Here is an 18,006-nt window from a genome sequence, read left to right as displayed (position 1 = left end):
CGGTAGTTGAACCAACAATATAATAAAAAAGAATGAGCCTTATCCTGTGCAAAACAAATGAAATGCATGCGTGTGTTGAGCAACTTTTGTAGCCAAATCGCCACTACTATGAGGTAGAAGTCCACATTTTCTGACCTCAACTGATAGCCATTCATAAGGATGAATTTTTTATAGACAGAAAATTTAGACGGCCATTATTTCTATAAAAAAAGCCTTTTTTATGCGATTGATAAGGGGTTGCCACTTACTCAATTGATTCTATCCGGATAAGAATGGTTTCCAAATTGTACTTCTACGGTTATGGTACACATAGAAATCAATACTGGAGATAGCCCCATCGTGACGGCGGCCATACACAATGGGCATCAGATCAGGCCTGAACTTCTGCCTTACCTGAACCTGAATGAGACAGAGCGTCTGAGAGAAGAAGACCCCTTCACGACGGAGTGGCTACATATATCCGACAATACGATAAAAGTACACAACTCCCGCTTTGAGGTAGATGTCAATCGGCCAAGGGAAAAGGCAGTGTACTCAAAACCTAAAGATAGCTGGGGTTTACAGGTATGGAAAGAAGACGTCCCTGCCGAGCTGATAGAAAAATCCCTGAATGTTTACGATAATTTTTACCGGCAGCTCGCCGATCATCTGGATCAACTGCTACTGAAGCATCCCTGGCTGGTCGTGTATGATTTTCATTCTTACAACTTTCGTCGGGAAGGTGTAGACCGTTACGCCAGTCCTGAGGAGAATCCGGAAATCAACATCGGCACGCAGAACATGAACCGCAAGCAATGGGCTGCTGTGGTGGATACGCTGATACAAAGCTTCAGGGAATATAATTTTGAAGGGAGGCATCTGGACGTGCGGGAGAATGTGAAATTTAAGGGAGGTTATTTCAGTAAGTGGATCAACGATCACTATGGAGACAGGGTGTGTGTGCTGCCTGTAGAAGTGAAGAAGTTTTTTATGAACGAGTGGACTGGAGAAGCCAATCAGGATCAGCTTAAACACCTTAGAGAGTTATTTATTTCTTCTATGCTGCCGGTACGTGAAGCGGCTGAAGAGATCTTCAAAGTGAAAGCATGAGTCTGGAAAAAACATTCATTAATTACGTGTGTCGCTCGCTCTCGAATGGCAAGAGTGTGAACCGACGCTTACCGGAGGGAGGTAAGCTCTTTATTGACAAGCCGCTTCCTTACCTCTGCGTATATCGCTATGCCGATAAGGAAGATACTTATCTGTCTGGTTTGCTGAAGACGCAGGGGGCCTACCTTGTCGCACGTCAGGATCTGGAAATTGATGAACTGCTTTTCTGCATTGCGGCTACAGCTTCACATGCATTCCATGCTTTTATGATCATTGAACTGTGGATGGCTCCAGAAAATGGAATTGAAACTTTTAAGATATATGCTCCTGAAGATCGTTCGCCCGCTACCATCAAAGCCCTGAAAGAAGGATTTGAAGACATAGAAGCAGTATACAACCCGCTAAAAGTACAGGTACTGAACACTGTGCAACGTCACCCTCCCGGATTGACGCCTTTGCTTTCACTAGAGAGAGCGAAAGAAGTAGGTACGTTGCAGGTAGGCATAGAAATCCCACTGATCTATCAGGATGAAAAAGGGAACCTCTATGCATTACTGTACCGTAAAGTAAGGCGCAAAATCTCTCAGGTGCTGAAAAAAGCGGCCTTTGAGTTTATCAGGGTACAGACTTCCAATCAGTTTGGTCACTACCTTACCCTGGGTAAGACACAATTGACGCAGATGATTCGCTCGGCTGATCGTCAGCTGGCGGAAGTGAGTGAGAAGATGAGTTTTCTGCTGCGGGTAAGCCCGGTCAACCAATCGGTGGAGTTTGAGAACTTTAGAAAACATCATTACAGTAGGCTTCCCGAATTTAACTACCGCCTGATCTCGCTGGACCCCGAAGAAGAGAAGCGCCGACTGTTCAATTTACAATTGGAAAATATTGAAGATCCTACGCTGGCTTTCCTCTTTCGTGACAAAAGGATGGAGCTGGAAAAACAACTGCTGATGCTGGAAGAAAGAGAAAGCAAGAACTTTCTGCACCTGAGCAATAGCTTGTATGGTGAAGTAGAAAAAGACATTATTCAAATAGCAAAAGAGCTATTAGAAGAAGTTTCAGCGGAAGAGAGTGAGGAGAGGGAGCGGATGCAGGCTGAAGAATTTAAACAGTTAGCCCTCAATGAGTTGGGTCAGTATCGCCCACATTTTCCTGATGTGGAGCTGGGCGTAGAGATCAGAAAAGATATCAATGGCATTATGGTTTCTAAAAGCAGGCTTCTGATCGGAGAGGATTTTTCCTTAGAAGGAGCGAGGGCAGAGGCACTGCTTCAACATGAGGTAGGTACGCACATACTTACCTACGGAAACGGTAAGCATCAGCCATTCAAGTTGTTTTATGCCGGCATGGCAGGCTATGACCCTCTGCAGGAAGGGCTGGCGGTATTGGCAGAATATTTAGTGGGCGGACTTACCGCAGCCCGCTTAAGAATATTGGCCATCCGAGTGTTGGCTGTAGAGTCGGTTTGTGATGGTGCAGACTTTATAGAGACTTACCGCATGCTAAATCAAGATTACGGTTTTGCGGAAAAAAGCGCATTCAACATCAGTACCAGGGTACACAGAGGCGGAGGCCTCACCAAAGATGCGGCTTATCTTAAAGGTCTGGTAAAATTAATGGAGTACATGAAAAAAGGGGGGGAAGTAGAACCGCTTTATGCCGGTAAATTTGCCCTTGCTCATGTGCCCTTTGTCAAAGAATTAATACACCGGCGGGTAGTAAAAACTCCCTTTCTACCGCCTTATATCAATAGCGAACAGGCCAAAAGCAGGCTAGAGGAAGTTCGCCGGGGGATCTCAATTACTAAACTCATAAATCATGAAGATAGCATTCGTCATTAATAGTATAGAAACAGAAAAGGAAGGGTATACTACGATATACCTTGCTCTTTCAGCGTATAAAATGGGCCATGAAGTATTTATCATTGGCGTAGGTGACCTGGGGTATACCTCAGACGGACATATGGTAGCCCGTGCCAAGTCGGTAAAAGAACATAAATACAAATCATCCTCTACTTTTCTTAAAGATTTGCGGAATGCAGAAACCACCCATATCAGTTCAGTAGATCTGGATGTAATATTTCTGAGAAATAATCCGGCCGATGATATGAACGAAAGAAACTGGGCACAGAACGCACCCTACATCTTTGCGCAGATTGCGCTGAAAGATAATGTGATCGTTTTGAACCATCCCGGAAGTTTGTCGGATGCCATCAATAAGATGTACTTTCAGCACTTTCCTGAAATTCTGCGTCCCAGGACCATTATTACCCGTGATCCCAAAGAAATACACGCATTTTTTAAAGATGAGAAGGAAAAGATGATACTTAAACCTTTGCAGGGTTCGGGAGGAGCCAATGTATTTATGGTTGACAGTAAGTCAAAGAGTAATCTTAACCAGATCATCGAAGCCATAAGCAGAGATGGTTATATCATTGCCCAGGAGTATTTGCCCAAAGCCAAGGAAGGTGATACCCGCCTGTTCCTGATGAACGGTAAACCCTTGCAGTGTAATGGCAAATACGCAGGCTTGCGAAGGGTAAATCATGCCGATGAGATTAGAAGTAACATTCATGCGGGTGGACAACCCAAAAAAGCAGAAGTCACTGAAGAAATGTTACAATTGGTAGAGGTACTGCGTCCGAAACTGGTACAGGACGGAATGTTTCTGGTAGGTGTAGACATCGTAGGAGATAAGCTGATGGAAGTAAATGTATTCAGTCCGGGAGGACTCAATCTGATGTCGCAGATGTATGAAGTTGATTACGGCAGTAAGATCATCAGGGCGATAGAGAAAAAAGTGTATTACCGTAATACCTATGATGGAGCTATTGACAATAAGACGGTCAATACACTGTAAATAAAAATATTACTGCTGAATTATACCAACCAGACTATGTTTCATAAAGCGTTATTCTAACTGAATAGCGCTTTATTTATAAAAAAAAACCTCTCCCGGCAATACCGAAAGAGGCAAGTAAAGGCTAAACGAGTAATATTTATTTACCTACGGCAGTATTGGCTACCAGGCTTACTTCCAGGTCAAACTCATCATAGATGGTCTTATCTCCCAGATTATCAAAGAAGCTTCCTGAACCATAGCGTACATTGTATTTTGAACGGTCTACTACAATTTTAGCGTCGGCAGTTACCTGATTTCCGCTTACTTTTACTTCAGCAGGAAAAGTCACTTCGTTGGTAATATTTTTGATTGTCAGGTCACCAGTGATTTCGTACTGTCCATTTTCCTGGGCCCTGGCCTGGGTGATGACAAATTGAGCAGTAGGATGGCTGGCTACGCCAAAAAAGTCATCAGATTTGAGATGCCCTTCCAGTTTACCTTTATATTCGCCTTCCAGATCGGCATTCTCAATTGTGCTCATATCAATGGTAAAGCTTCCGCCTTCAAGCTTTTCGCCATTTACCTCCAGATTTCCTTCTTTGATATTAATGGTTCCCGTATGCTCTCCGGTTACCTTACGCCCTGTCCATATGAGTGTGCTTTGCTCAGCATCTACATTATAAGATTCTACTTTGGTAGGCAGGGTAAAAGATACCAGTACTGAAGCAATGAGTGCAACGCTTGCAATAAGTTTAAGTGATTTCATGATACTTGTAATAGTTTGAGAATTACTCTTGTATTTAATTTAATTGTATATACAAGTATTGTATGGCAAAGGTTGCGATTTTTTTGAGAAAAATACTATGAAAATTTCAAATCATTGATAATGAGAAGTTTAGAATGCTTTTTACCAACTGCCAGATGCTCCGCCGCCGCCACTAAAACCACCACCTCCACTAAATCCTCCCCCTGAAAACCCGCCTCCTCCGCTAAAGCCCCCGCCACGTCCGAAGTTTCCTCCGCCACCGGTGGGAATAATAACGGTTTTTTGCTTTTGGAGCTTGGGGATACGATACGCTTTATGTTGGGTGTAATCGCAGTGCTTACAGGCATATATTCTCTCACCCTTACCATGATGGGCATACGTAGCACTTTTAATTACTTTGGTAGCTTTACGGTAATAGGTTCTATATCCGCATTTAGGACATGTAGTGTACGACTGCTCCCAGAAGTTTTTGTAGGGAATGATGAGTATATCATTTTCTTTTCCTGATACCCAGACATCATAATCCACCGAGCCGATAGATTCTTCCACCTGCTGTCCTGGGTCCAGATGGATATCCTCCTCTTTCTCACTCAGTTTCTTCATGGGCAGGCCTGTCTCAGGACTTACTCTGGGGCGGTTTCTGCGGTGTCTTTTGACCAGAAATAATACGAGCCCCAATGCAATCACGCTCATGATAGCAGTAAGCAACCAATGGAAAAAACTACTTCCACCCCCGCTGCCCTCCTGTGGTTCAGGCAGTTCCCCTGTGCCTTCAATTTGACGAATAATTGCATCTGCGCCAGCGGTAATGCCCTCTGCATAACTATCCTGACGGAAGTAAGGTACGACCACATCACGAATGATACGGCTGGCCTGGGCATCTGTGAGATAAGGCTCCAGTCCGTAGCCCACCTCTATACGAAGTTTACGATCTTCGGAAGAGATGAGTAAGAGCACACCATTATCTTTACTGGCTTGTCCCAGCTTCCATTTTTCAAAGGTGCGTACTGCAAAGTCTTCCAGATCACCGCCCTCCAGGCTGTTGATGGTGAGTATGACAAGCTGATGCGTACTTTGTTGTTCAAAGTTATACAACTTCTCTTCCAGTAGCCTCTCTTGTGGATCAGGTATCAGATCGGCATAATCGTTGACACGGGCGGAGAGGTAAGGAACTTCCTGGGTCCAGGAAGCATGGAAGCTTAGGATGAACAACAGCATTAACCATCTGCGAAGATTGGGTAAGCGCTTATTCATCTATATGCACTTTATCCGGTAATTCATTATCATCCTCAATCACCTTTTGTATGCCGCTTTCTTCCAGTACTTTACCACAACTAACAATAGCATGACAAATAGCGGAGGCGTATGCACCATTTTTCATATCGTTGACCAGCTTAAGTAAAATTTCATCCCATACGTTCTGGTCAACGATCTCACTAATACCGATATCGGGTAAAATAATAGCATGCTTTTCAAAGAAACTGATATAAAGAAGAATACCGGTACGCTGCTCAGTATGGCTGATGGATTGTTCTACAAACAGTTGTTTTGCCCTGCTCTCGGCCTGTTGCTTTAAACTTTCTTTGCTGATAAAAAAACGTTTTATAAAAGAGAATGACTCAGTAAGCGTAGCCCCTGCTATGCCTCCGGTAGTACAAATGAGCAACCATAAATAGGGAGGAAACCAAAGCAAAGTGTCAGAGCTCAGGTAAATGATGGTGAGTACGATTGCAGTCAGTAGAGAGAAAAGCGCTCCCGCACGCCAGAGCGTGTACTCATACCAGGAAGACTGACGCGAAATTACCGGGACAATATCTCCTCCCGAAAGTTCTTCAGCCTTTGTTACTGCATTTTTGATTTGTAATGCTTCTTCTTTAGTGATAAGGGACTGGGACATAATCAATCAAATGTTACATTGGGTGCGTTTTCTGCTCCTGCATTCGCTGAAAAATAGGCTTTAGTATCAAATCCTAAGAGGTTATACGGGAACTTACGGGCTTTGGCATTGTAGGCTTGTACAGCCTGATTAAACCGTCTTCGCTCCACAGCGATACGATTTTCTGTGCCTTCCAACTGAACCTGCAAATCCCGAAAATTCTCAGTAGCAGTAATTTGAGGATAATCTTCTGCCACGGCTATCAGCCGTGAAAGTGATGCTCCTAATGCTGCCTGGTTTTGTTCAAACTGACGCAGCGCAGTTGGGTTAAGTTCAGTAGGGTCTACAGGGTTTCCTAAAGTCTGGCTTCGGGCCTGGGTGACTTCCGTGAGCACTTCTCTTTCAAAGTCAGCAGCGGCCTCTACAGTAGATATAAGATTTGGAATTAAGTCGGCACGACGCTGGTATACATTTTCTACCTGTGCCCAGGCTTCTATGGTTTCTTCTTCAGCATTTACCATGCTGTTATAAGAAGTGAAATACCAGAAAATTACAACTAATGCTATGCCTCCCAGAATCATCCAGCGAATAAGTTTACGGTTTCTTGTGCTTTTATGAGTTTGTGTGGTAAGTATCTTACGGCGAGTATTTAGTTCTCTTTTTAACTTAAATGCATTTTCATATTTGCTGTCTATCAGTAGCGCCTGATCCAGGTGATATTCTGCCTGACGAAAATCTTCCGTATTTTGTTGGGTGCCCCCACGATTGATATAAGCTTCAGCAGCCATCGTATGCGCTTCGGCATCATTAGGAGTTAGGGCACAGGCTGCCTCCAGTTCTTCCACTGCGTCCTGCCAGTTGGCATGAACAATATGGTACTTTCCTCTTTGCTTCTGCTTCTCCGCGCGTTTCCGGGCCTCTTGCCATTCAGCTTCAGTAAAGCCTGAGTCAAACGCGATTTGCTTGAGTTCTTCATCAGAATAAAGTGTTTCCTGTCGGGCATACTGCAATTCCGTCAGTTTTTTCATGTAACGATCAAGGGCATCATCAGAGGAACTCATAGCGGTTGGGTTTTATGCTAAAATACAGGTTTTGCTGAGAATGTAAGAGTAATGGTGAATCAGAGATAGTTTTATAGTTCCAGGAATAGTTGCGCGCTCGTCAATATCTCTATTCTATAGAACTTATCAGTTTATTTTAAGGATAAAAAATTTCTCTTTTAAAACAGAGGTGTCAAACCTTACGACCAATGCTGTAGTTCCAGAATATTTCCTTCCGGATCAGTAGCATACACAAAAGTAAGCAAACCAACACCTTCTACCTGATGCTGAGTGGTCTGTCCTAAGCTTTTTCCACCTTTACTTATAAGCTTATTAAGCATTGCAGCTACATCTTTTACCAAGAAAGCAAGATGGCCATAGCCCAGACGATTCGCTTTCGGCTCAGTTTTATCCTCCATCTTCTTGTATTGATAAATCTCCAGGGTCGGGCCGGATTCTCCATAACCAGGCAGCCTCAGATGTACACCTTCAAATGCTGCACCTTTGACTCCCGTTCCTTTTTCCAGCCACGCTCCTGATAGCTTTCTTTCCGGAGATAATAACTGACAGCCCAGGACCTGAATATAAAACTCCGCCAGTTTACGCCAGTCCTGGCTAATGATATTGGTATGAACGTACTTGATATCCATGAATAAAAAAATGTAGTAAAGCTATATCTATCCCCTTTTACACTTACAATTATTTTCGGTAATCCAAAGGGGGCTCACGCTCACCGATCAGGGCTTCATACTGAAAGCCTTCTCCTCTTCTTTGATCAAACTCCTGTCGCGCTTCATCTATGATGTTGGGTTTTTGAATCAGCTCAATGCCACTAAGGGCTATCGTTTTAGCAGCGACTATCATGCCTTTAATGCCGATGCTGGTGCCTCCGGCGGCTACTGCCTGCCAGGAGTGCGCTGAAGTACCAGGCACCCAGGTAGCTGTTCCCAATCCTACGGTAGGTACTGCCCAGCTTACATCACCTACGTCAGAAGAAGCTTTTCCTTCTCGCATCTGTCGGGGCTGAATCTCATTGGCAATGCTGAGGTCCACTGCATTATTACCAAATGTCGCAGATATCTTCTCGGCAAAAGCTTTTTCTTTCGCATCATAGTCCACGCCACCTACGAATTGTAGATTCTCATACATGACTTCAGAGAGGGTTTCATTGGGCAGGATATTATATACACCTCCTACCACTTCTACCTCTACCCGGGTATCTGTACCTTGCGCAGCGCCTTCGGCAGCATTGATTAGGCGATTCCACATGTCTTTTACTTCCGCCACATCTTTATGACGGACATAATAATATACCTCGGCAAAATTAGGTACTACGTTTGGCGCTTCGCCACCCTTAGTGATAACATAATGAATACGGGAGCTTTCTTCAGTATGCTCACGCATCATATTGACCATGTAGTTCATGGCTTCAACGCCATCCAGTGCGGAGCGGCCTCTTTCGGGAGCAAAGGCGGCATGTGAAGCTTCCCCATAAAAGCGAAACTTGCCTGATTTATTGGCCAGGGTAGTGCCCGGGCTGGCATCATTGACACTGGAAGGGTGCCATTGCAGCACCACATCTACATCATCAAAAAGACCGGCACGTACCATATACACTTTTCCTGAGCCTCCTTCTTCGGCGGGAGTTCCGTAGAAACGGACTGTGCCAGACTTATCATTATTGTCCAGCCAGTCTTTCATGGCAATAGCCGCCGCGGCTGATGCCACTCCGAACAGGTGATGGCCACAGGCATGACCGGCAGCACCTTCTACGAGCGTTTTACGTTCAGCAACTGCTGCTTGTGATAGTCCAGGCAAAGCATCGTATTCTCCCAATATGCCGATGACTGGTTCTCCGCTGCCGTAGCTGGCAACAAAAGCAGTAGGAATCTCAGCAACTCCTCTTTCTATGTTGAAGCCGGCGCTCTCAAGTGTTTGCTGCAAAGCCTGGCTGCTTTTGGTCTCCTTATAGCCTATTTCAGCGTAGTTCCAGATGTCCAGGGCAAGATCACGATAGGCGTCTTGCTGTGCTTCAATAGAAGCGGAGATTTTCTCTTTTTCAGCTTGTGCCTGTAGAATTGATGGTAAAAAGGTCAACAGGCAGCATAGTATTGTGCAGTAAATTTTCTTCGGCATAATTAATTTTTGGCACAATTTATAAAATCAAGCCTAATATGCCTGCAGTGGAGAAGAAGATTCCTGTTCAATTTTTGGCTTGGGATGCTTGATCAGCTTATGATAGGTGTTTTGTAGTACAGCAGGAGAAAAACCCAGGCGGTACATATTGAAAACAATGAGATTAGCAAAGTTTACCCTCAGATAACTGTTATTACTGTACTTGCGTGCTGAGATTTGAACACTCTTACGCATCTTTTTGAATACTGCCGTTTTGCGGGCGCGCTTGATCAGCTCAAAATCCTCCATAATAACATAGTCTTCTCTGTATCCTCCTAGCGCATCAAAAAAGTCTTTGTAGATATAAAGAGTTTGGTCACCTCCATGCGAAGCTGCACTATCAAAGCGAGTGAAGTAGGCGTTGATTTTAAGCAAAGGGTTTCTGGACTGAAATTTAGAACGATAGCCACCTAGCAGAAAGCCTTCAGCCAGCCCTTTTTGTATATCTTTGATATAGGTGCTGGGAGGAATGGTATCGGCATGCACAAAATACAACACATCTCCATTTGCCTGTGAGGCTGCGTAGTTCATCTGAGAAGCTCTGCCTCTTCGGGGAGAAAGAAAAGTGCTGGCTCCGGCCTTTTGAGCTTTAATGAGCGTGGCATCTTTGCTGTTACCATCGCAAACTATAATTTCTTCCAGCTTATCAGTAGCGTGTAAAAAGAGGAAGTGAATGAGTTTTGCGATGTTATTTTCTTCATTGAATGTCGGTATGATGACACTGACCTTCATTTGCAGTTCTTTATTTGTATTGATGAGCGAAAAAAACGTTACATAAAAAAGTAATAATCAATCCGTAGGTTATATAAGTTACGTAATCTATATAGAAGCCGGATTTGTAAGTAAAAAGTATTCATCAAATATATGACAATCTTACTGATGTTGTTTACAGCTTTAAGCTGGAATTGTTTTCTCCCGGAAACAAACAATAATGATGCTATAAATGAAAAAATAGCACAAAAAGCACATGCCTCTAGCTATCTGGAACTCTCCAAACAGCTGGTACAGCGGGCAAAAAATCAACAGGATGCTTCCCCAATTATTGAGCAGCTTGCCAATGCACCCATGCAGGAACTGAAAGGCGAACTGGATAGTGATGCGGCCAAAAAGGCGTTCTTTATCAACGTTTACAATGGCTTTGTACAGCATATCCTGATAAAAAACCCGGAGAAATTTGAGGATAGGGATAAATTTTTCAAAAGCGAACAGATTACTATCGCCGGAGAAGCGCTTAGCCTGGACGATATTGAACACGGCATCATTCGTGGTTCAAAGGTGAAGTGGTCTTTAGGGCTGATTCAGGATCCATTTGCAGATGATTTTGAGAAAGCTTTTAGGGTAGAGGAAACTGATCCCCGCATCCATTTTGCGCTTAATTGTGGGGCCAGGAGTTGCCCCTACATTGCGATTTTTGATGTGTCAAAAATGGATGAGCAGTTAGATGCTATTTCCCGGCAGTTTCTTAATCGTACCACTACCTATAAACCGGAAGAAAGTAAGGTGTATGTTACTTCGCTTATCAGTTGGTTTCGGGGTGACTTTGACGGACTGGATGGAGCCAAAGAGATGCTACGCCGCTACGATATTATTCCCGAAGACGCTGATCCCGACTTAGAGTTCAAAGATTACGACTGGACGCTGGAATTGGGTAACTATACAGAATTGGATGTAAGCCAAAGTTAAGCTACTTCTGCCATCTAAAGTGCTTAGTATTATGGGGCTTGGTTCCAAGTTGCGATAACACTAAGAACCAAGAACCATAACACTATTTACTCCTGAGCAGGGGTAGAAATCATAATATGGGCGCGGTGGGTGCCGGGGTCCATAATCCAGGGGCCGCCGGGTACCACAGGGCTTTCCGGCAAACCGGTAGATTCGGCAGTTGCAAAAGGAATGTAGACTACATAGCGGTAATTGGCATTTTCAACCGATTCGCTTTCAGCATTGTATTTTCCTTCTTTTCCTGAGAGGACATGTAGCGTACTGGGGTTTTCCGGCATGGCAAGTTGTCCTGACTTAGCTTCTTCTTCCCGAATGTCAAAGATTTCCTGCGGAGATTTTCCTTCGGCTTTGAGTGCTCGCCCTCTCGCCATGAATGGCTCCAGGTCCTTATGATAACAGGCAGCGTTAAAACCAGCTGAATTGGGATCATCACCCAGGCAAATCATATTATTACTACCCTCTCTGAGCGTGACTAATTTACCTTCCGCATCAAAACCTAATACGGTAGCCTCCGCTCGTTTATCTTCGGGAGCTGCTATAACAGCGGCCTGTATCTGTTCATCTTTATTAGGAATATCCTGTGCATTAGAACTACAGGAAAAAATGAGTAAACCAAATAGCAAAGCAGGAATAAAAGATAGTCGCATTGAGAATAAGTTTAGGCGCTTAATTTTCTCCTAATTTAATAATTGCTGAAAAGAACACTAACGATTCTTCAGGCTTTTTATTAGAGCTACAGTTTGCTGACTTAGCCATAAGCTTTTATATTCACTGAAAAACTAAATGCAACAACCAAACCTTAAGCGTATTACAGGAATACTCTCATTGCTACTTTTCACTAACCTACTCTTTGCGCAGCCTGTGCCCGGCCTTAAAGTTTCTGACAACGGACGCTATCTAATGTATGATGATGACATGCCGTTCTTTTATATGGGAGATACCGCCTGGGAGCTGTTTCATCGCCTGGACAGGGGAGAAGCAGATCAATACCTGGAAAACCGTGCTGAAAAAGGCTTCACCGTAATCCAGGCAGTGGTGCTGGCGCAGCTTGGCGGGCTGAATGTACCCAATGCATATGGAGCAACACCACTGGAAGATAATGATCCTGCCCGGCCCAATGAGGCTTACTTTGAGCATGTGGATTATATCGTGAACAAAGCCGCTGTGCTGGATATGTTTATCGGTATGCTGCCCTCCTGGGGCGATAAGTGGAAGGCCGATGCCTCCGATGAGTCAGGCATTTTTACCGTGGAGAATGCCCGGGCCTACGGTGAGTTTCTGGGAGAGCGCTATCGGGACCAGCCTATCATCTGGATACTGGGCGGCGACCAGAACATTATTACCCAAGAGGAAGCGGATATCATTGAAGCCATGGCCCAGGGGCTGAGAGAAGGTGATGGTGGGGCACATCTCATTACCTATCATCCACGAGGACCGGGCCTGTCTTCCGACTTTTTTCATGAGGCCGAGTGGCTGGATTTCAATATGTTTCAGTCCTCCCACGGTGCCCGCGATCATGATAACGGACTATTCGCTGCCCATGATTATCAGCTAAAGCCTGTCAAGCCTACGCTGGATGGAGAGCCGCGCTATGAAAATATACTGGTGGGCTTTTACAATCAGAAAGACCCTAAAAACCTGCGCTTTGACGACTATGACGCGCGTCAGGCTGCCTACTTTTCTTTGCTGGAAGGAGCCTGCGGACATACCTACGGACATAATAGTATCTGGCAGATGTGGGAGCCGGGACGTGATCCGGTCATTGGCGCTAACGTACCCTGGTACGATGCCATTGACCATGCGGGCAGCTTTCAGATGAAGCATGTGCGCAATTTATTTGCGTCGCGGCCTTTCACTCTCCTGATACCGGATACTGCGCTCGTACTGGATGGCCCTGAAAGAGGTGGCGCAAAGATCAAAGCCATGATTGCCAGTGATGCTTCCTTCGCACTGGTATATTCTCCCCGGGGAGCGCCTTTTACAGTAGATCTTTCTCAGTTTGACTCCCATGCGGTCACTGCTTCCTGGTACGATCCCCGCTACGGTATCACAGATATCATCCATACCGGTGATAATACAGGCATGCAGACTTTCACGCCGCCCAGTTCGGGCCGGGGGCAGGACTGGATACTGCTACTGGATGATGCCAACAAAAATTTTCCGGTGCCAGGTCAGGAGGACGAATAAGCAAAGTTTGTGTCTTCACAAATTTTGGCGAAATAATTAATATCAACTACAAAAACTATCATCAACTTTATGCAACGTAGCTTAATATTCTTATTAGTTGTTCTCAGCTTATATGCCTGTCAGGAACCTCAGCCTCCTAATATTCTCTGGATCAATGCCGAAGATATTGGCCCGGCCTGGGGCTGCTATGGCGACGATTATGCTATTACGCCAAACATTGATCAACTGGCAGAAGAAGGCTATATTTTTAGAAAAGCTTTTTCTAACGCGCCAATCTGCGCTCCAGCCAGGTCTACGCTGATTACCGGCATATACGCTACCTCGCTGGGCACGCAGCATCTTCGTTCTGAGATACCTGTGCCTCAAAACCTGCGCGTTCTGCCCGAACTCATGAAGGATGCCGGTTATTTTACCACCAACAATGCCAAGACCGACTATAATTTTAGTGCGGAAGGCCGCTGGGATGAGAACGGAGGAGAAGCGCACTGGCGAAATAGAGGAGGAGATCAACCCTTTTTTAGTGTTTTCAATTTTGGCATTACCCATGAAGGTCATGCCAATAGTAACAGGCCCGAAGATACAGAGTCACTGGAACAAAAGCATGATCCTGAGCGGGCGCAGATTCCTCCCTATTATCCAAAGACAGACGAATTCAAAAGCATATGGACACATCAATATGATCTGATCACGGTCTTTGATCAGGAAGTAGGGAAGCTGGTACAGCAGCTCAAGGAAGATGGAGAGTATGAAAATACCATCATTTTTGTCTTTGCTGATCATGGCTATGGACTGCCCCGTTACAAACGCTGGCTGTATAATTCCGGTTTACAGGTACCATTTGTGCTGCATGTGCCGGATCAGTACAAAGAGCTGGTTTCTAATCTTACGACTCAGGAAGTAGATCAGATGGTAGGTTTTGTGGATTTTGCCCCCAGCGTACTTTCGCTTGCTGGTGCCGAAGTTCCACAAATGATGGAAGGAAAAAACTTTCTGGGAGAAGAAGTACAGCCCAAAGAATATATTTACGGTTATCGCGATCGGGCAGACGATTGCTATGATGTCGCCCGTTCGGTCTACGATGGACGCTATATGTACATACGTCACTTCATGCCGCATAAACCATATATACAGAATGCCGTCATCTTTAACCGGGGAAAGAGAGGCTTTGAGGAGCTGTTCAGGGTGAAGGAAGAGGGCGAACTACCTCCTGAAGCTCAGGATATGTTTACGCCCAAACCGGTAGAAGAACTATATGACCTACAGAATGATCCTTATGAGTTGCATAACCTGATCGGTGAAGAAGGGCATCAGGCCAGGGCACAGGAGATGCAGCAGAATCTATATGACTGGATGGTAAGACATCATGATACCGGTTTGCTGAACGAAGGAGAAATGATGATGCGTGCGCAAGGGGATGGAAGTGTATATGAAATGGCACGTGACAGCAGCAGTTATGCTACCGCTAATATACTGCAGGTTGCTGATCTGGTTGGTAAGCTCGATGATCCCGGGGAGCTGACATCTTATCTGGAATCGGAAGACAGCGGGGTGCGTTACTGGGCGCTGGTAGCCCTGGACGCTTATGAGGGGGATATCGCTTCGCAGTATAATGTGTTGAGTAGCTTATCACAGGATGAATCGCCCAGCGTAGCCATATTGGCTTCAGAAATTCTGATCAAACAGATAGAAGATGAAGGAGCTTATCAGGAATTAGCTCGTATGTTACAACATGAAAACGAGCCGGTGGTGTTACAGGCGGCTATAAGCGTAAGAAATCTGGGGGAGAAAGCGCAACCGCTGGTTGACACAATTCAGGAACAGGTCATGCCTGAATATTCCGGTGAGGTTTGGGGAAGGTATAAGAACTGGTCATATCCTATGTTTATCGGGATGGCACTGGATCAGACGATGGTGAATTGCGGCATAGAAGTGAGCATTGACAACTGATGTAATGAATATTGCCAGTGAGGCTATTTGGGGTTGGGGAGAAGTATTTCTCCCTCATGCGTCAACTTTTCCAGTTGATGGATTTTGCTCCAGCATCCACTGATCTGGACGGATGATTTCTTTTCTTTCAACTGTAAATTACCCTTCCCCATCAGGAAGTCCCAGAGGAAGAAACGGGAACGCAGATACACTTTATCAGGGAACTCACGGGCTATGCTGTAGCCCTGTTGCTGCAAAGATTGTAACAGGCGCTGCCTTATTACTTCCGGTTCTGACAGATGGGTAAGGTGAAGGTGAGCTATGCGGGAAGTATGGGTAATGATCAGGCTGAAGATGAGCGGGATGAGCATGAGATTAAGCCAGCGCAGAAAGGGAAGGCTTTGCCAATTGTCGTCATTTAGCCAGAAGCCGGGAGCTACTGCAATGGCAAAATACAGCAGAAAGAGGATCAGGTAAACCCACAATGCTTTTGTAAGAGAGTATGGTTCTTTTTCTACTTTGATTTGCATCGGCTATGCTTTATTTAAACGCTGTAAGGAGGCAGCAATTACTCAACGAAGCTGTATGCATTTGAGGTATGTGGTTTTGTATCTTATCTTGGAAGAGAAGCAATGTATGACGGCTTGTACCATATATTTAATGATCACGTAATCTAAGATAAACAGATTTTACCGGAAACATATCATCAAATAACTGCAAATAGTGTTATACACGTAGCTTAAACAGGAACATACATACAAATTTTTATTCTGGAACATTAAACTTTTTACTTATGCAATCCTCAGCCACACAATTATCGTTACCTGCTTTGCCCCTTGCAGACTGGAAAGACAGTAAAATGACGCTGCATCTGATCTTACAAATCATCGGAAAAGTAAAGCTACAGTTCATGCCCCGCAAGAATCATTGGTGGTACATTACCGAGCATATCAGCGCCAAAGGCTTCAGCACCCGTAGCATTCCTTTTGGACAGGAGGTATTTGAGATCAATCTGAACATCAAAGACAGCAGGGTGGAAATCATCAGTAGCTGGGCGGATGACATACAGATATCTCTGAAAGATGGCAACTCGGTTGCTGAGTTTTATCAGTTGTTCTGCATGCATCTGCGGGAGATAGGTGTGGAAGTAGACATCATTCCTCAACCTTTTGACCTGCCCATACAGGAAAGCTTTGGAAAGATAAAGCAGTATCATCACTGGGATCTGGATTCCATTACAAAGTTCTGGAAGATCATGCTGTGGGTGGATGGCGTGTTCAAGGAGTTTAGCGGAAGGTATTATGGGAAAACCTGTCCGGTACACCTCTACTGGCACCATATGGACCTAACGGTGACCCGTTTTTCGGGAAGAAAAGCCCCTCCTATGGATGCCGGAGCGTCAGTAGTAGAAAAAGATGCCTATTCACACGAGGTAATTAGTTTTGGTTTCTGGGCAGGTGATGATAATACTCCTGCTCCTGCATTTTACTCATATACCTATCCGTCTCCTGAAGGATTGGGCCTGGAAAAACTGAGTCCAGCAACTGCACAATGGATAGATGCCAATGGTTCGCCTATGGCCTTGCTGATGTATGATGAAATTCGTGAGCTGGAGAATCCCGAAGAGGCGCTATTGAGCTTCCTGGAAAGTGCGTATCAGGCAGGGGCGAAGCTGGCCCATTGGAATGTGGAAGAATTGTCTGTACCCGGGCTACGGGAAATGTAAGTAATTGCAAAGCGGTCTTTATTAACGACAAAGGAATGTACTGCTAACTCAATTTAATTATATCGCTTTGCCAGCAAAAGCTTACCTCATCAAGGGCAGACTAATCAGGGGGTGATAATTGTATTATCGCAGGTAGACAGCATCTACCTGCCTTCCTTACTCGTCTGGTATTCCTTCGTTTTGCGTCCGTTTTGGCAATTTTATCTATAAAGTTATGAAGGTTAAAGGCAATAAAGCTATACTTTCATTTGAAATACAGGTCTTCGCCATAAAGCAAAATAAGGACTATCCGCCTTTCCTTTTGGTACGGAGAAATAGCCAGGAAAATGATGCCAGAATATTGGATAGGCTTATGAGTAAAGAATCTTTTTGAGATGGAACACATGCTCTTAATCAAAGACATGTCTCTCTTATTACTTACCCTATAAAATACCTCTGATTCTAAAATAAACCATCGTAACGGCAAGAATAAGCCCATCAAGGATCTGATCCAGAAGAGATGAGGTAGTTACAAAATCAAATGTGAAGCCTAAAAACACGATAAGCATGAAAATATTCATCTCATCTCGGAGGATGTTTTTAATGGATTGCATAAGAAAAGCTCTTTACTTACAAATGTGGGTGATTACTATGTATTACTAGCAAATGTAAAATCTGT

General features: G+C 44.6%; 17 protein-coding genes. 7 read left to right on the top strand and 10 right to left on the bottom strand.

All coding sequences use genetic code 11. From position 1 onward, the window contains the following. Positions 1-300: 300 nt before the first annotated feature. Genes OKW21_RS16765 through OKW21_RS16755 form a run of 3 tightly spaced genes read left to right on the top strand, consistent with a single transcriptional unit; the run spans position 301 to position 3,948 of the window. Positions 301-1,089, top strand: coding sequence for an N-formylglutamate amidohydrolase (locus OKW21_RS16765; RefSeq protein ID WP_277481225.1), 789 nt, complete (start codon positions 301-303; stop codon positions 1,087-1,089). Continuing rightward, on the top strand, positions 1,086-2,930 hold the full coding sequence (locus OKW21_RS16760) for a peptidase MATCAP family protein (protein ID WP_277481222.1): 1,845 nt from the start codon (positions 1,086-1,088) through the stop codon (positions 2,928-2,930). The genes OKW21_RS16765 and OKW21_RS16760 overlap by 4 nt, the downstream gene beginning before the upstream one ends. Next, on the top strand, positions 2,908-3,948 hold the full coding sequence (locus OKW21_RS16755) for a glutathione synthetase (protein ID WP_277481220.1): 1,041 nt from the start codon (positions 2,908-2,910) through the stop codon (positions 3,946-3,948). The genes OKW21_RS16760 and OKW21_RS16755 overlap by 23 nt, the downstream gene beginning before the upstream one ends. A gap of 139 nt (positions 3,949-4,087) precedes the next feature. On the opposite strand, the gene OKW21_RS16750 is transcribed toward OKW21_RS16755, so the two are convergent. The 7 genes from OKW21_RS16750 to OKW21_RS16720 all read right to left on the bottom strand — a co-directional run bounded on the left by OKW21_RS16750 (position 4,088) and on the right by OKW21_RS16720 (position 10,519). Next, positions 4,088-4,696: a YceI family protein gene (locus OKW21_RS16750; RefSeq protein ID WP_277481219.1), complete on the bottom strand. Its 609-nt coding sequence runs from the start codon at positions 4,694-4,696 to the stop codon at positions 4,088-4,090. Between the two features lie 141 nt (positions 4,697-4,837). Further along, a complete protein-coding gene (locus tag OKW21_RS16745; RefSeq protein WP_277481217.1) occupies positions 4,838-5,950 on the bottom strand; it encodes a TPM domain-containing protein in 1,113 nt (370 codons plus the stop codon). After that, positions 5,943-6,593, bottom strand: coding sequence for a TPM domain-containing protein (locus tag OKW21_RS16740; protein ID WP_277481215.1), 651 nt, complete (start codon positions 6,591-6,593; stop codon positions 5,943-5,945). Before OKW21_RS16740 ends, OKW21_RS16745 begins: the two co-directional genes overlap by 8 nt. A gap of 2 nt (positions 6,594-6,595) precedes the next feature. Continuing rightward, positions 6,596-7,633 carry a LemA family protein gene (locus tag OKW21_RS16735; RefSeq protein ID WP_277481212.1) on the bottom strand — a complete coding sequence of 346 codons (1,038 nt, stop codon included), beginning with the start codon at positions 7,631-7,633 and terminating at the stop codon, positions 6,596-6,598. Between the two features lie 179 nt (positions 7,634-7,812). Continuing rightward, positions 7,813-8,262: a VOC family protein gene (locus OKW21_RS16730; RefSeq protein ID WP_277481209.1), complete on the bottom strand. Its 450-nt coding sequence runs from the start codon at positions 8,260-8,262 to the stop codon at positions 7,813-7,815. Between the two features lie 49 nt (positions 8,263-8,311). Continuing rightward, on the bottom strand, positions 8,312-9,748 hold the full coding sequence (locus tag OKW21_RS16725) for an amidohydrolase (protein WP_277481208.1): 1,437 nt from the start codon (positions 9,746-9,748) through the stop codon (positions 8,312-8,314). Between the two features lie 33 nt (positions 9,749-9,781). Then, entirely contained in the window at positions 9,782-10,519 is a 738-nt protein-coding gene (locus OKW21_RS16720; protein WP_277481205.1) for a TIGR04283 family arsenosugar biosynthesis glycosyltransferase, read from the bottom strand. 132 nt (positions 10,520-10,651) lie between these two features. On the opposite strand from OKW21_RS16720, the gene OKW21_RS16715 reads away from it, so the two are divergent. Continuing rightward, entirely contained in the window at positions 10,652-11,470 is an 819-nt protein-coding gene (locus OKW21_RS16715) for a DUF547 domain-containing protein (RefSeq protein ID WP_277481203.1), read from the top strand. Between the two features lie 86 nt (positions 11,471-11,556). Here OKW21_RS16715 and OKW21_RS16710 read toward each other — a convergent pair whose 3' ends face one another. Further along, positions 11,557-12,156, bottom strand: coding sequence for a hypothetical protein (locus tag OKW21_RS16710; RefSeq protein ID WP_277481202.1), 600 nt, complete (start codon positions 12,154-12,156; stop codon positions 11,557-11,559). Positions 12,157-12,292: 136 nt separating this feature from the next. On the opposite strand from OKW21_RS16710, the gene OKW21_RS16705 reads away from it, so the two are divergent. Next, the gene (locus OKW21_RS16705; protein ID WP_277481199.1) at positions 12,293-13,696 is read left to right on the top strand and encodes a glycoside hydrolase family 140 protein; all 1,404 of its coding nucleotides are present in this window, start codon (positions 12,293-12,295) and stop codon (positions 13,694-13,696) included. A 69-nt stretch (positions 13,697-13,765) separates the two neighbouring features. Next, complete coding sequence (locus tag OKW21_RS16700) at positions 13,766-15,643, top strand: sulfatase-like hydrolase/transferase (protein WP_277481197.1); 1,878 nt, start codon at positions 13,766-13,768, stop codon at positions 15,641-15,643. A gap of 23 nt (positions 15,644-15,666) precedes the next feature. Here the strand turns inward: OKW21_RS16700 and OKW21_RS16695 are convergent, their stop codons facing one another. Further along, positions 15,667-16,152 (bottom strand): hypothetical protein, encoded by a 486-nt coding sequence (locus OKW21_RS16695; protein WP_277481194.1) that lies wholly within the window; start codon positions 16,150-16,152, stop codon positions 15,667-15,669. Positions 16,153-16,415: 263 nt separating this feature from the next. Here OKW21_RS16695 and OKW21_RS16690 point away from each other — a divergent pair, with 263 nt between their 5' ends. Continuing rightward, positions 16,416-17,348, top strand: a complete 933-nt coding sequence (locus OKW21_RS16690) for a DUF5996 family protein (protein ID WP_277481193.1) — start codon at positions 16,416-16,418, stop codon at positions 17,346-17,348. A gap of 422 nt (positions 17,349-17,770) precedes the next feature. Here the strand turns inward: OKW21_RS16690 and OKW21_RS16685 are convergent, their stop codons facing one another. Then, positions 17,771-17,941 (bottom strand): hypothetical protein, encoded by a 171-nt coding sequence (locus tag OKW21_RS16685; RefSeq protein ID WP_277481192.1) that lies wholly within the window; start codon positions 17,939-17,941, stop codon positions 17,771-17,773. Positions 17,942-18,006: the final 65 nt, after the last annotated feature.

The sequence above is a fragment of the Catalinimonas alkaloidigena genome (genome assembly GCF_029504655.1).
Taxonomy (GTDB): Bacteria; Bacteroidota; Bacteroidia; order Cytophagales; family Cyclobacteriaceae; genus Catalinimonas; species Catalinimonas alkaloidigena.
Note: the sequence above shows the minus strand (reverse complement) of the source record. Positions and strands in the feature narration are given on the sequence as shown.

Coding starts and splice junctions, on each gene's coding strand:
- OKW21_RS16765 (WP_277481225.1), top strand. CDS start 301: ATGGTACACATAGAAATCAATACTGGAGATAGCCCCATCGTGACGGCG.
- OKW21_RS16760 (WP_277481222.1), top strand. CDS start 1,086: ATGAGTCTGGAAAAAACATTCATTAATTACGTGTGTCGCTCGCTCTCG.
- OKW21_RS16755 (WP_277481220.1), top strand. CDS start 2,908: ATGAAGATAGCATTCGTCATTAATAGTATAGAAACAGAAAAGGAAGGG.
- OKW21_RS16750 (WP_277481219.1), bottom strand. CDS start 4,696: ATGAAATCACTTAAACTTATTGCAAGCGTTGCACTCATTGCTTCAGTA.
- OKW21_RS16745 (WP_277481217.1), bottom strand. CDS start 5,950: ATGAATAAGCGCTTACCCAATCTTCGCAGATGGTTAATGCTGTTGTTC.
- OKW21_RS16740 (WP_277481215.1), bottom strand. CDS start 6,593: ATGTCCCAGTCCCTTATCACTAAAGAAGAAGCATTACAAATCAAAAAT.
- OKW21_RS16735 (WP_277481212.1), bottom strand. CDS start 7,633: ATGAGTTCCTCTGATGATGCCCTTGATCGTTACATGAAAAAACTGACG.
- OKW21_RS16730 (WP_277481209.1), bottom strand. CDS start 8,262: ATGGATATCAAGTACGTTCATACCAATATCATTAGCCAGGACTGGCGT.
- OKW21_RS16725 (WP_277481208.1), bottom strand. CDS start 9,748: ATGCCGAAGAAAATTTACTGCACAATACTATGCTGCCTGTTGACCTTT.
- OKW21_RS16720 (WP_277481205.1), bottom strand. CDS start 10,519: ATGAAGGTCAGTGTCATCATACCGACATTCAATGAAGAAAATAACATC.
- OKW21_RS16715 (WP_277481203.1), top strand. CDS start 10,652: ATGACAATCTTACTGATGTTGTTTACAGCTTTAAGCTGGAATTGTTTT.
- OKW21_RS16710 (WP_277481202.1), bottom strand. CDS start 12,156: ATGCGACTATCTTTTATTCCTGCTTTGCTATTTGGTTTACTCATTTTT.
- OKW21_RS16705 (WP_277481199.1), top strand. CDS start 12,293: ATGCAACAACCAAACCTTAAGCGTATTACAGGAATACTCTCATTGCTA.
- OKW21_RS16700 (WP_277481197.1), top strand. CDS start 13,766: ATGCAACGTAGCTTAATATTCTTATTAGTTGTTCTCAGCTTATATGCC.
- OKW21_RS16695 (WP_277481194.1), bottom strand. CDS start 16,152: ATGCAAATCAAAGTAGAAAAAGAACCATACTCTCTTACAAAAGCATTG.
- OKW21_RS16690 (WP_277481193.1), top strand. CDS start 16,416: ATGCAATCCTCAGCCACACAATTATCGTTACCTGCTTTGCCCCTTGCA.
- OKW21_RS16685 (WP_277481192.1), bottom strand. CDS start 17,941: ATGCAATCCATTAAAAACATCCTCCGAGATGAGATGAATATTTTCATG.